This is a genomic window from Nocardia sp. NPDC004860, from assembly GCF_040609015.1.
GTDB lineage: Bacteria > Actinomycetota > Actinomycetes > Mycobacteriales > Mycobacteriaceae > Nocardia.
The window spans coordinates 1-12,768 of record NZ_JBEXJI010000058.1 but is presented as its reverse complement, the minus strand read 5'-3'; the positions used below and the strand labels follow the sequence as shown (position 1 = coordinate 12,768).

At 65.0% G+C, this 12,768-nt stretch carries 11 protein-coding genes and 1 pseudogene; 8 read left to right on the top strand and 4 right to left on the bottom strand.

Annotated elements, in window-relative coordinates; translation table 11 throughout:
* Positions 1-45: 45 nt before the first annotated feature.
* Positions 46-1,491: an NAD-dependent succinate-semialdehyde dehydrogenase gene (locus tag ABZV44_RS45250; protein ID WP_354851513.1), complete on the bottom strand. Its 1,446-nt coding sequence runs from the start codon at positions 1,489-1,491 to the stop codon at positions 46-48.
* A gap of 391 nt (positions 1,492-1,882) precedes the next feature.
* On the opposite strand from ABZV44_RS45250, the gene ABZV44_RS45245 reads away from it, so the two are divergent.
* Positions 1,883-2,275, top strand: coding sequence for an SRPBCC family protein (locus tag ABZV44_RS45245; protein ID WP_354851511.1), 393 nt, complete (start codon positions 1,883-1,885; stop codon positions 2,273-2,275).
* Here ABZV44_RS45245 and ABZV44_RS45240 read toward each other — a convergent pair.
* Positions 2,253-3,392, bottom strand: a complete 1,140-nt coding sequence (locus ABZV44_RS45240; RefSeq protein WP_354851508.1) for a helix-turn-helix domain-containing protein — start codon at positions 3,390-3,392, stop codon at positions 2,253-2,255. The genes ABZV44_RS45245 and ABZV44_RS45240 overlap by 23 nt on opposite strands.
* Positions 3,393-3,532: 140 nt before the next feature.
* Between ABZV44_RS45240 and ABZV44_RS45235 the strand changes: the two genes are divergently transcribed.
* Both ABZV44_RS45235 and ABZV44_RS45230 read left to right on the top strand, forming a co-directional pair.
* Positions 3,533-4,525: a carboxyltransferase domain-containing protein gene (locus ABZV44_RS45235; RefSeq protein ID WP_354851506.1), complete on the top strand. Its 993-nt coding sequence runs from the start codon at positions 3,533-3,535 to the stop codon at positions 4,523-4,525.
* Positions 4,522-5,511 carry a hypothetical protein gene (locus tag ABZV44_RS45230; RefSeq protein ID WP_354851504.1) on the top strand — a complete coding sequence of 330 codons (990 nt, stop codon included), beginning with the start codon at positions 4,522-4,524 and terminating at the stop codon, positions 5,509-5,511. The genes ABZV44_RS45235 and ABZV44_RS45230 overlap by 4 nt, the downstream gene beginning before the upstream one ends.
* Positions 5,512-6,036: 525 nt before the next feature.
* Here the strand turns inward: ABZV44_RS45230 and ABZV44_RS45225 are convergent.
* Together ABZV44_RS45225 and ABZV44_RS45220 are read right to left on the bottom strand one after the other, a co-directional pair.
* Positions 6,037-6,177: an IS3 family transposase gene (locus ABZV44_RS45225; protein ID WP_354851501.1), complete on the bottom strand. Its 141-nt coding sequence runs from the start codon at positions 6,175-6,177 to the stop codon at positions 6,037-6,039.
* 284 nt (positions 6,178-6,461) lie between these two features.
* Positions 6,462-6,614 carry a transposase gene (locus ABZV44_RS45220; RefSeq protein ID WP_354851499.1) on the bottom strand — a complete coding sequence of 51 codons (153 nt, stop codon included), beginning with the start codon at positions 6,612-6,614 and terminating at the stop codon, positions 6,462-6,464.
* 679 nt (positions 6,615-7,293) lie between these two features.
* Between ABZV44_RS45220 and ABZV44_RS45215 the strand changes: the two genes are divergently transcribed.
* From ABZV44_RS45215 to ABZV44_RS45195, 5 genes and pseudogenes are all read left to right on the top strand, one after another.
* Positions 7,294-8,502 (top strand): cytochrome P450, encoded by a 1,209-nt coding sequence (locus ABZV44_RS45215; protein WP_354851496.1) that lies wholly within the window; start codon positions 7,294-7,296, stop codon positions 8,500-8,502.
* Entirely contained in the window at positions 8,502-8,702 is a 201-nt protein-coding gene (locus ABZV44_RS45210; RefSeq protein WP_354851493.1) for a ferredoxin, read from the top strand. Before ABZV44_RS45215 ends, ABZV44_RS45210 begins: the two co-directional genes overlap by 1 nt.
* A 127-nt stretch (positions 8,703-8,829) precedes the next feature.
* The gene (locus ABZV44_RS45205) at positions 8,830-9,576 is read left to right on the top strand and encodes an SDR family NAD(P)-dependent oxidoreductase (protein ID WP_354851490.1); all 747 of its coding nucleotides are present in this window, start codon (positions 8,830-8,832) and stop codon (positions 9,574-9,576) included.
* 46 nt (positions 9,577-9,622) lie between these two features.
* Entirely contained in the window at positions 9,623-11,338 is a 1,716-nt protein-coding gene (locus ABZV44_RS45200) for an FAD-dependent oxidoreductase (RefSeq protein WP_354851487.1), read from the top strand.
* A gap of 793 nt (positions 11,339-12,131) precedes the next feature.
* A pseudogene (locus tag ABZV44_RS45195) lies at positions 12,132-12,768 on the top strand (transposase); the annotation flags it as partial.

The window sequence follows — 12,768 nt, the reverse complement described above, 5'->3', positions numbered from 1 at the left end:
GGCGCGGTGCACCTTGCACCGCGCCCCTCTGCGTATGACAGGGGATCAGCCGTTCGGTAATGCCATGTACTTGACATTCAGGTATTCATGGATGCCTTCGGCGCCACCCTCGGACCCCAACCCGGAGGCATTGATTCCTCCGAACGGCGCCGCGACATCGGAGATCACGCCGCGGTTCACTCCGACCATTCCGGCTCGCAGAGCTGCCGAGACACGCTGCACGCGACTGAAGTCCGAGGTATAGAAATAGGCCGCGAGGCCGTATTCGGTGGCGTTCGCCGCGGTGATCGCCTCCTGCTCGGTATCGAAACCGCGAATCGCGGCCACCGGGCCGAAGATCTCCTCCGACACGATGCGCGAATGCGCCGGAACCCGGTCGAGCACGGTGGGGGCGTAGAAGAAGCCGTCACCGGGCAACGGCACTCCTCCGGTCCTCAGCACCGCGCCGTCGGTGACCGCCTCGGTGACCAGCGCGTGCACCATCGAACGCTGCCGCTCGGTGATCAACGGACCCACCACGACGTTATGGTCGACACCCGCGCCCACCTGCAGCGCGGCGATGCGCTCGGTGAGACGTTCGACGAATTCCAGGCGCACGTCGTTGTGCACGAGGAACCGGTTGGCGGCGGTACAGGCCTGTCCGCCGTTGCGCATCTTGGCCGCCATCGCTCCCTCGAGCGCGCTGTCGAGATCGGCATCCTCGAATACCAGGAATGGGGCATTGCCGCCGAGCTCCATCGATGCGCGCAGGACACCGTCAGAAGCTTGTGCGAGTAGTTTGCGTCCCACAGCGGTGGAACCGGTGAACGTGACCTTGCGCAGACCGGGATCGGCGAACACCGCGTCGGAGACGGCGGTCGGGTTCGCACATGGAAGCACCGACAGCACCCCGTCGGGGAGCCCTGCCTCACCGAATACCTGTGCCATCAGCAGCGCGGTGAGCGGGGTGGCCTCGGCAGGCTTGACGATCATCGTGTTGCCCGCAGCCAACGCGGGGCCGACTTTTCGAGTGATCATCGCCAGCGGGAAGTTCCACGGCGTCACCGCATAGCACAGGCCGACCGGCTCGTAGTTGACCAGGATCTGGCCGTTTCCGGCGGGTGCCTTGGTCACCCGGCCGCCGATGCGTATAGCCTCCTCGGCGTACCACTCGAGATAAGCGGCACCATAGGCGACTTCGCCGCGGCTCTCGGCCAGCGGCTTGCCCATCTCCGCGGTGATCAGCGCGGCGAACTCCTCGGTGCGAGCGGTCACGATGTCGAAGGCACGCCGCAAGATACGGGCGCGTTCCCGAGGTGAGGTGGCTGCCCAGGCAGGCGCGGCGGCGTGGGCGGCGTCGATGGCCGCGCGAGCATCGGGTGCTCCGGCGTCGGCGACCTCGGCGATCGGCAGGCCGGTCGCCGGATCGATCACCGTGAAGGTGCGGCCCTCAGCGGACTCGACTTCGTGCCCCGCCAGCCACACTCCTCGGATCGTCGCAGTGGAGGTCATGCGATGACCGCCGATGCGACATCGCCCGCAGGGGTCGTGGTGGTGAAATGTGGGCGGCCGTGGTGTGCGATCATCGCATTACCTCCTCTAGTGCTGGTCCTGTGCCTTCCCACATTCCCACTCGACAGAGTTCTCGGCTGTGTCCGATGTGGTGTGCCTGCCGGTCGGCATGGGCCCTACCGGGGAATGACGGCATCCGGGCCAACGTGCTCGGACTCGGAGCCGTGTCCGATACCGCGGCCACCGCAGTGCGAAGGCACGACCAATAGTCCGAGGCGATCATCAAATCGGACCACTGCCGGAAGAGGAGTCGTGCGTTCCGCGCACAGACGGCATCGGGATAGCCACGCACACTCCGGGGCGAGGAGTAAACGTCCGATCAGGAGGTCCCGTGTCCGAGATCCGTTCCCACATCATCATCAATGCCGCCGCCGACGAGGTCTGGCGCATCGTCGGCGATGCGCCCAACATTGCCGACTGGATGCCGTCGATGAACGAATCGGTCGGTGACGCCGATCAGCGGACTGTCACGCTCGCGAGCGGTTCGAAGCTCGTGGAGGACATTGTCACCAACGACAGCGCCAGACGGCGCCTGCAGTACCGCGTAGTGGGCGGGGATCTGCCGGTCACTGGCCATCTCGGAACGGTCGACGTGCTGCCCATCACCGACAGACAGACCATTGTCGTCTACAGCACGGAGCTGGGGCCGTCCGAGCTCGCGGCAGCTTTCGACGAGGCCATCTCGGGTGGCCTGGCGAATCTCAAGAAGGTTGTCGAGAGCTGACCGCCGTTGGCGCGGCTGGCATCGGAATGTTGTCCGATGCCAGCCGCAGCGCCACCCACAATTCGGCGCGGATGTTGGGGTCGTCGAGGTCTTGTTGCAGCGCGTCTTCGATCCTGCTCATCCGGTAGCGGAGAGTATGCCGGTGGATTCCCAGCGCGGTCGCCGAAGCATCGGCCTGGCCGTTGTTGCCCAGGAATGCGCGCAGTGTCTGGAGGAAATCCACTTTGGAGCCCTCGCTCAGTGTCACGACCGGTGCCAGCGCCGCGTGGGCCCAGGTGATTGCGCTGTCGGAGCGCAGGTGCCGCAGCAGACCGGCATCGGAGAGATCCTTGGTCTCGTAGAGTCGTCCGGTCACATCGGACGCGGCGTCGAACACGCCCCGTACCTGGCGCCAAGCGGTCGGCAACTCGTCGATCGTCGTCCGCTCGGATACAGCGCCGTGAGCAAAGGGCACGTGCCGCAGGACCGCCTCGAGCGTCCGCACATCTCCCTCGGCCACCGGCAGCACCACACCGACGCGGCCGGGCTGGATCTCCGCGACGACCGTCTCCACACGTCGCAGTGCCGGATCCTGTTCGACCGCCTCCAGGAGATCGGTCCGAAACCGTCGCGGCACACCGAGCAAGGCGGCCCGCACGTCTCCGTCGGGAGTCGGGATCCGGAGGATCTCGCCGAGATTGCGGGCAACGTCGCGGCGGCCCTCGAGCAAAACCTGGAGCAGGGCGCGATTGTGGCGGCGCGCGGGCAGGATGAGCGCGTCTTCCTTGCGCCATTCCGCTGTCAACAGCAGGGTGGCAGTATCGACCAACGAGCGCTCGGATGGATTTAGTGTCGAGGTCCGTCCCAGCGCGAGGTAACCGCGGACCCGGCCGCGGGTTTGTATCGGGAAGATCGAAACGGTCTCGTTCGGCAGCGAGATAGCGATGACAGCGGGCGACATCTGGTCGGCGAAGCGTGCCAACTCGGTACGTACTCTCGGGAGATGGGAACGAGCTCCCGAAGGAACGGAAGCGCGCAGGACCCCGGTCGCGTCGAGCAGCAATGCCCATCCGCCGATCGCGTCGACCAGTCGGTCCGCGACACGACGAGCGCCCTCGGCGGAAACGGCAGCGTGCACCAGGTTGCGGTGGGCGAGCGCGATTGTGTCGACGCTGATTGCAGCTCTCCTCTACGGTATATATGACAACCACGAAGCCGAAACACTTCACAGATATTCCTGATTCTGCCGAATCCGGCGACGAATCGAAAGGACCCCTAATGTCGAGCTCGGCGATCTTGCGCGCCGTGGCGGGTGACGGCGAGCGTCCGTCAACGAGGATCCGGCAGGCGGGCGATCATCAGCTGCTCGTCGAGTACGGTGAGATGACCCTCGACCTGACTCTCAATCTCCGGGTCCACGCCTTTCTCCACGATCTTCGCGTACGGCCGATCCACGGCCTCACCCAGGCCGCACCCGGATATCGGTCACTGATGGTCGAGTTCTCACCCGACCGAGTCGAGCGTGAGCGACTGCTCGATGAACTCGTCGAGCGGCAGCGGACATTGCCGGAGCTGGCGTCGCTGGTCCTGCAGAGTCGTGTCGTGGAGCTGCCCATCGCCTTCGACGACGAATCGACACGAGAAGCGGTACAGCAGTACCGGATAACGACCCGCCCGGACGCGCCCAACGTCGTCGACGGTGACAACGTCGACTATGTGGTCCGCTATAACGGTTTCCTCTCCAGAGAAGAGTTCTACGCGGAATTTCTCGCAACCATGTGGTGGAACGCTTTCATCGGGTATTTCCCGGGGCTACCGTCACTGTTCGCGCTGGACCCGCGCACCCAGCTGTCAGCGCCCAAGTACAACCCCGCGCGGATGTGGACGCCGGAGGGTGCGGTCGGCATCGGCGGTCCGTGCGTGGTGCTCTATCCTATCGAGTCGCCCGGCGGATACCAGCTGTTCGGCCGTACGGTTCCCATCGGGTCGAGTTTCATCGGATTGAGTACGACCGAGGAAGGTTCGGAGCGGTCCGACCCGCTGCGTACCAATCTGTTCCGGCCCGGTGACCGGGTACGTTTCACTCGGGTGGACGAACGAGAGTTGCTCGCCGCACGCCAGCAGGTCTTCGAAGGGACCTACCGATATCAGATCGAGGACGGGGAGTTCGTGGTTGCCGACTACTTGTCGGAGGTCGAGCGGCTGGCAGGGCTTAGCGCGGATATCGCGCAGTTCCGGAGCGCGGCGGCTGCCAGGGTGGAAGTGCCGTGAGCGGCAGGCCGGTGGTCGAGGTGATCGATCCGGGTATCCAGTCCACGGTACAGGCGTGGCCGGGACGTACCGGGCTGCTGGCTCAGGGCTACTTCCCATCCGGCCCAATGGATCATCTGTGCTTCCGGGCCTCGAACGTGCTTGTGGGAAATCCGCCCGGTGCTCCGGCCCTTGAGATCGACAAGATCGCGATGTCGGTGGCGTTCCTCGAGGACACCCAGATCGCGCTGGCCGGTCCCGAGGGGATCCACGCGCGGCTCAACGATGTCCCCGTGCCGATCTGGGAGACAGTGCGGGTGCGTCCCGGTGACGTATTGCGTACGGCCAACCCGGGCAGGCCCGGCTACCGACTGTATCTCGCGGTCCGTGGCGGGCTCGATGTTTTTGAGGCTCTGGGCTCGGCGGCAACGTCACTGATCACGGGGATCGGCGGTGTGGAGGGGCGGTCGCTGCTGCGAGGCGATGTACTGTCGGCGCTGCCTCGCGACCCGGTTTCCGCCCGTCGGTTCCCGGAGGCTCTGCGTCCGCGGTTCACCACGGAATGGGAGCTTGAGATTCTCGCCGGCCCCCGTTCCGCACCCGACTTCCTCACCGACCAGGATTGGAGTGAGTTGGTGAGCCTGCCATGGCGAGTGGATCTGAACTCGGATCGGGTGGGCACCCGATTGCACCCGCATCGGTTCCGTTGGGCAAACGGAGGCAGCATCGTCACAGGGGGGCATCCGTCCAATGTCCTGGATGACGCCTATCCGGTAGGTGGATTGCTGGCGAACGGCGATGTTCTCACCATCTTGGGTATGGACGGTAACACCTCAGGCGGCTTCGCTGTGATCGCAACAGTTCCACACTGCGCGCTGTGGAAGGTCGGCCAGGTGCGGCCGGGACGCGACACCATCCGGTTTCGTGCTGTCACTTACGACGAGGCGACAGCACTGAACCGTCAGGTGGACTTCACCATCGATCCCGGGCGGGTACAGGTGTTGTAGTAGCGATCCCGGCAGTGGTGGTCGGGTGTCTGTTCAGAGGGCGGACTAGAGGACATCGGTGAGCAGTTCGTCGCTGATGGTGTGTGGCGGCAGCAGCCGGACCATAGTGCCGTGCGTGCCGCAGGTGAGAACGATGACACCTTGTGAGAGCGCCTGTGCAGCAACTAGTGTGTCGCGCCTGAAATGCTGTTCGTGGCCGCGGCGGTGTATTCGCTGCCGTGGTCGGGGTGCAAGATCACCCCGTTGATCGTGTCGAACCCGCCTCGCGTGGCGGCAGCCATTTTCAGTGCGGCACACGCCAGTTCGGCGTCATGGTGGGCACTGGTGGCGTAGCCGAGCAGCCGACGGAGAACCGGTCTTCCACCGCCGCCAAATACAGTTTCCCCTCGTCGGTGACGATCTCGGTGACATCGCCGACCCACAGGACGTCCTAGGCGACCGCGGTGAACTGGCGGTGCACCAGATCCGGCGCGGCATGACGTTTACCTTGCCGGTTAGTCGAGTGTTTACGTTTGACTTTCCTTGCTACCAACCATTTTCAGCCATCAGCGCGGCGATGGTGTTGTCGGAGACCCGCCAGCCCTTCTCCCGCAGCTCCAGCCCGATACGAGGGCCGCCGTAGGTGCGGCCGGAATCTTCGAACTCCTTTCCGATCGCGGCGGTCAAATCGGTGCCGCGCTGCTGGCGCTCGGTGGGCTCACGGTCGTTCCACTTATAGAACTACGACTCGCTGACCTCGAGAGCGCGGCACGAAACGGCATGCGGCACACCGTGTTCAATCCTCTGGGAGGCGATGAATCCGGGCACGCTCACTTGGTCGCCTCCTTCACCCATCCGACCACTGATCGCTCGAGCACATCACGCTCCATCGCCAGCTCGGCGTCACGCCGCAGCCACAGCAACTCGGCCCGCTCGGACTCGCTGAGCCGGTCATCAGCAGCCCCTTCACGCTACTGCCGGTCCCGGGCAACCCACGTGGTCAGCGTGCCCTCGTTGACCCCCAAATCACAGGCAACCTGCGCGACCGGCCGCCCGGTCTCGCGCACGATCCGGACCGCTCCCTCACGGAATTCCGCATCGAACTTGCGTCCCTTCCCCGCCATCTGGCCTTTCCTCTACGGTCCGGCCCCTATGATATGACGGGAATCGCAGCAGGAGGGGCTACGCGCCTTGGCCGAACCTGGCCATCGTCGGCCAGCTCACCCCTCGGCGGCAACATCCTCGAAACCGGCGCCAACTCGACCGGCTCGCCCAGGCAGATATCCCCACAACGATAAACCGGCGGTCCGGCATGTGCAGTCGGGCTGGACATCCGTCGCGCGCAGGAATTCGGCACCGTCACGACAGGCGTGCGCGATGCCATGCCACTGGGCGGCCGCTTGGGCTGATTCCCACGAACTTGCAGCCATAGGCATGACTTCCCGACCTCGTTCCTTCCTCAGCGCAGGGAAGGTTACAACGGTCGCCCTAACACCCCGTGCGCTCAATTCGACCACGCCGACACCGAGAGTTTCCGAGGGCGGATCGGGTGCGTATCGAGGGCGGTGGATCCCGCGGACATGGTGCATCTCCTCCAGGGGCCGAGGCATGAACGAAGCGCGTCGATGAGCTCCGACGTGCATCGACAAACATCCGAAAAGTGCCGCTATCTGCACCACTGTCGGAAGTGACACCGGTCTCCGCAGACCTCAGATGTGGTTCTTGACACAGTTCTTGCGGATACCTAGCCTCAAAACAAACGATCGTTTCTTACGATCGCAGCCCGAAGAAAGGCATCCCGCAGTGACGCAGCAACAGTTCGGCCGCGACATGTTCAACGATTTCGACATCGACGACCCCAAGTTCAATGAGCACTTCACCGATGTGCTCGACGCGTTCGTCGCAAAGTGCCCCGTCGCGCGCAGCAACGTCGGCGAGGGGTACTACGTGATCAACCGATACGAGGACGTCCGCCGCGCGGGCCAGGACTGGCAGACCTTCAGCAGCGCGAAGGGTTTCCAACCCAACCGTCCCGAAGGGCTGCCCTACCTCTACCCGGAGGAGTCCGATCCGCCGTACCACGACCAGTGGCGCACCGTGCTCAACCCGTTCTTCGCGCCGCGGGCAGTGGCGGCCTTCGAAGATCAGATCCGCGCGGACGCGACCGAATTGATCGACGGCTTCATCGACCGGGGTGAGTGCGACTTCGTGGCCGACTTCGGCGCCGAACTGCCCGGCCGCGCGTTCTTCAAGAACCTCGTCGACGTGCCGGTCGAGGACCTGCCGATGCTGCTCAAGGCCATGGACACAGGCATCTACGGCCCGCCGGACAAGCGTGCCGACTCCTTCGCCAAGGCGTTCGGCTACCTCGGGGAACACCTCGCCAAGCGCAAGGACAACCCCGGCCCCGGCGATCTGCTCGACGCAATCGCCGCCGGTGTCGACAAGAACGGTGAGCTGTGCCCGTGGGAGGACCGGGTCTCGATTCTCACCGACCTGACGCTGGGCGGCATCGCCACCACCACCTACGTGATGTCGGGCGCGGTGCACCACCTGGCCAACAACCCCGCCGACCGTAAGGCCCTAGCCGCCGATCCCACGCTGATCCCGAACGCAGTGGAGGAATTCGCCCGCGTGTTCCCGCCGGTGGTCGCGTTGGGGCGCTCGGTCACCCGCGACGTCGAGGTCGCCGGAACCCACCTCAAGGAGGGCGATTTCATCCTGCTCAACTACGCCTCCGCATCCCGCGACCCCGAGGCTGTCGAGGATCCGAGCAAGCTCGACATCTACCGCGACGGCATCGTGCATACCGCCTTCGGAGTCGGCGTCCACCGGTGCATCGGATCACATCTGGCCCGTCTCGAACTGCGCGTCGTCCTCGAGGAAGTGCTGCGCCGGATTCCCGACTTTGAGATCGCCCCCGGCAAGTCCCCGTCCTACGAGACCGGTGTGCTGCGCAGCATGACCACCCTGCCGCTGATCTTCCCAGTCGGCGGCAGCAAGGGGGCGTGATGAAGTACCGCGTCGACCAGGAACTCTGCGCCGGACACGGCCGGTGCTGGACGGTCGCCAAAAACGTCTACAAGGCCGATGACAACGGCTTCGCCTCGCCTGCCGGCGAGCTGATCACCGTCGCCGCAGGGCTCGAGGCCATCGCGCGCCGCGGAGCCCGCAGCTGCCCCGAAGGCGCCATCGAGATCTTCGAAGACTGACCGTACATCCCCGCAAGTCCCCGTCGGGTCCGGATCAGCCGAGCCGGACCCGACGCCTCGGTCCGGAAAATCCATGAATCTGGACCATCGCCGGTGCTCAGCACCGATCACTCTCGAAGGAGCTGCAATGACCACACTTACCGATCAGATCGTCATCGTGACCGGCGCTGGATCCGGAATTGGGCGGTCGACCGCGCTAGCCGCCGCCCATGCCGGGGCGACGGTGATCTGCACCGACATCAAAGCCGCCGACGAGACCACCGAGGCCATCCGCGAGGAGGGAGGCCAGGCCCGCGGTCACGAACTGGATGTGCGTGACCGCGAGGGCTGGAAGAACGTCACCGCCAGCACGCTGTCGGAGTTCGGCCGCATCAGCGGCCTGTGCCAGGTCGCTGGCATCGTCTCTCCCACCCCCGACACCGCCGTGGATTTGACCGAGGACAGCTGGAATCTCATCCTCGACATCGACCTGAAGGGGATGTGGCTCGGCATGCAGGCGGTGATCCCGTCCATGATCGAGTCCGGTGGCGGGAAGATTGTCAATGTCTCCTCGGTCGCGGCGCTGATCGGTATGCAGAACACCGCCGCTTACGCCGCCGCCAAGGGCGGCATAATCGCGCTGTCGAGGCAGACGTCGATCCAGTACGCGGCCGACAAGGTGCGGGTCAACGTGATCGCTCCGGGCACCATCGAAACCCCCATCCTCGGCGACATCCCGAAGGAGCTCTATGACGCGATGACCGCCGGCACGCCGGCCGGGCGGCTCGGGCAGCCCGAGGACGTCGCTTCGCTCGCCGTGCACCTGCTGAGTGCAGGCGGGGACTTCATCGTCGGTCAGACCTTCGTGATCGACGGCGGCTGGACCGCGCACTGACCTCGCCCCATCGGATGAGGTCGACCGAGCACACCAAGGAATCACGATGTCTTACGTTGTCACCCAGCCCTGTTGTAACGATGCCTCGTGTGTCGAGGTCTGCCCGGTCGACTGCATCCGCCCGAGGCCGGACGACCCGGAGTACCGCACCAGCGAAATGCTCTACATCGACCCGCAGACCTGCATCGACTGTGGTGCGTGTAAGGACGCGTGCCCGGTGGACGCGATCTTCTATGAAGACGAACTGCCCGAGAAGTACGACCGCTACACCGCGATCAACGCCGGGTACTTCCAGCGGCATCCGCTGGACTCCACCGGCATGCCGTTCATCCCGCTGGCCTCGCTGAAGGTTCCGCGCGATGAAGTCCCGGTCCGGGTCGCAGTGGTGGGCTCCGGGCCGGCTGGCGTCTACGCGGCAGAAGAACTGCTCACCCAGGGAAGCAACGGCGCCATCGAAGTCGAGATGTTCGACCGACTCCCCACCCCCTGGGGACTCGTCCGCGCCGGGGTCGCACCCGACCACTTCGGAACCAAGATCGTCACCGACATGTTCCGCAGGACTTCCACCAAGACTGCCTTCGGATTCCACCTCAACGTCGGCGTCGGCGAACACATCTCGCACGACGAGCTGCTCGAGTACCACCATGCGGTGATCTACACCGTTGGTGCCATGTCCGATCGCAAACTGGGGATCCCCGGCGAAAGCCTTCCCGGCAGCGTGGCCGCGACCGAGTTCGTGGCCTGGTACAACGGGCACCCTGACTACACCGACCGGCACTTCGACCTCAGTGGTGAGCGGGCGGTGGTGGTCGGCAACGGCAACGTTGCCCTCGACGTCGCGCGGATTCTGGTCACCGACCCCGACCAGCTCGCTCGCACCGACATCGCCGAGCACGCCCTGGCCGCGCTCCTCCACAGCCGTATCCGGGAAGTGGTGGTACTCGGGCGACGGGGACCGGCGCAGGCCGCATATACCAGTCCCGAACTGCTGGCGCTGCAACGTATTCCGGGGGTGGATGTGGTGATCGAGGAAGGCGAGCTCGATCTTGACGCCAACAGCCGCGCCGCAGTCGACGGCATCGACGGACCGTACTCGATGCATCTGAAAACTCGCGTGGCGGAAGAGATCTCCGCGCAGTGTCCGCACCCGGCGAGCAAACGAATCGTCCTGCGCTACCTCACCAGCCCGACTCGGATCCTCGGCGGAGGCCGGGTGGAGGGGCTCGAGATCGTGCGCAACGAGTTGTACCAAGGCGGAGACGGTACCTTGAAGGCCCGCGCGACCGACTACCGAGAAATCATCGATACCACCCTGGTCCTGCGTTCCATCGGTTACCGAGGCAAGCCGGTGCCGGGCATGCCCTTCGACGACGAACGAGGCGTGCTGCCCAACATCGACGGGCGCGTGATCGACCCTCGTAGCGGTCAGCCGCTGCCCGGGGTGTACACCGCCGGCTGGATCAAGCGAGGGCCTTCCGGGGTGATCGGGACGAATAAGAAGTGCGCACAGGAGACAGTTCGATCGTTCTTCACAGATCTGCTCGCAGGGCGGCTCACCCGTCCCAAGCCCGGGAATGATCGACAGGCGCTGCGCGCCCTGATCGGCGAACGCCGTCCCGAGGCGGTGGATCTGCGCGGCTGGCAGGCGATCGACGCCGCTGAGCGGGCCCGGGGGCGCGAGCAGTGCCGCCCGCGCAGCAAGTTCACAGACATCGGAACGATGCTCGAGATCGCTCACGAGGCGATGTACTCGTCGGATTGAGCGAGTGGGGTATCCGCTCCGCCTTGCTGCCACTCCGATCGCCGCGGCCAGTGTCTAAATCAGTGCGGTGCCCGTCATCACCGACCACCATGGTGAATGTTCCCGAAGCCGAGACGAGCGGAAAGAGCACTCATCGAAACCACAGCCACAAGCCTGAGAATGCGATACCGATCAGTGCCTCATCGCGCCGACCGATTCACCGATTACACCGCCCATGGCGCTGGCCAGCCGGATCGATGGTCAGTGGACGCCGGTACGAGGAAAGCGCTCCCGTCGCAGGCAGAGTGGGTCCGCTACACATCAATGTCCGAACTTGCTCGAGCAGATCCTCCACCACGGTCAACGATGCCTGATCCAGCTCCCGGGACACCGCCGCGGCGGAAGAGTCTCGCTCCACGAATTGAGCCGGGTGTCAGTATCGATCGGATCGAACCCGTCGCAGGGCCTGCGCGGTCGAGGCCATGTCGTCGAGAGAAGGGTCATGTGATGGAATCCCGGGCCGCGCTTGCGCAACCTTCCGGCGAGCAGCGAGTTTGCGTGCAGCGGTTGCATTACAGTTCCAGCTTCGTTCCGGGTAATAACAAGTGATAGGACGTGGCGTGCTCGGGGATGGCGGGCGGTGCGGTGAACGTCCGTGCCGGCGTGACCTCGGAGCTCTCCGACGATCCACGACGCGACGCCATCGGCGCTTCGCCGTGAAGTGCTCGGACGATGCTGACCTGATCCCATGATTTCGGTCCGGGGCGTGTGAGAGCCTTGCGGCCCACGAAGTGGGCAGGAAGGCTCGAAGACCATGGCGACACGCAAAAGGCACACCCCCGAACAAGTCGTGCGCAAGCTGGCCGAGGCGGATCGGCTGCTGGGTGAGGGCAAGGACATCGCCGACGTGTGCCGGACCCTGCAGATCACCGAGGCCACCTACTACCGATGGCGCAACCAGTTCGGCGGGTTGAAGGCCGACGACGCCAAACGGTTGAAAGACCTCGAACGCGAAAACTTCACCCTGAAAAGACTTCTCGCCGAAGCAGAGTTGGAGAAAGCGGCATTGAAGGAGATCGCCAAGGGAAACTTCTAGACCCTGAACGCCGGCGGGCGGCCGTGGCGGACTGATGCGCGTGCTGGAGGTCAGCGAACGGTTCGCCCGCCGGGTCACCGGGCAGCACCGAAGTCCCCAGCGCCATACCCCGGGCAACCAGATCGCCACGGATCCCGATGCGGCGCTGCGTGATTGGCTCCGCGACTGGGCGAAAACCCATCCACGGCAGGGTTTCCGCCGCGCCTATCACGACGCCCGCGGCGAAGGCTGGACGGTCAACCACAAGAAGATCCAACGCCTCTGGCGCGAGGAGGGACTACGAGTGCCGCAGCGGCGCCGCCGAAAACGCCTGGGCACCTCCACCGCCACGACGGTGACCACGAACGCGCCGAAC

Excerpts from the sequence above, each read along its gene's own strand:
- ABZV44_RS45250 (WP_354851513.1), bottom strand. The coding sequence starts at position 1,491 with ATGACCTCCACTGCGACGATCCGAGGAGTGTGGCTGGCGGGGCACGAA.
- ABZV44_RS45235 (WP_354851506.1), top strand. The coding sequence starts at position 3,533 with ATGTCGAGCTCGGCGATCTTGCGCGCCGTGGCGGGTGACGGCGAGCGT.
- ABZV44_RS45220 (WP_354851499.1), bottom strand. The coding sequence starts at position 6,614 with ATGGCGGGGAAGGGACGCAAGTTCGATGCGGAATTCCGTGAGGGAGCG.
- ABZV44_RS45210 (WP_354851493.1), top strand. The coding sequence starts at position 8,502 with ATGAAGTACCGCGTCGACCAGGAACTCTGCGCCGGACACGGCCGGTGC.
- ABZV44_RS45205 (WP_354851490.1), top strand. The coding sequence starts at position 8,830 with ATGACCACACTTACCGATCAGATCGTCATCGTGACCGGCGCTGGATCC.
- ABZV44_RS45200 (WP_354851487.1), top strand. The coding sequence starts at position 9,623 with ATGTCTTACGTTGTCACCCAGCCCTGTTGTAACGATGCCTCGTGTGTC.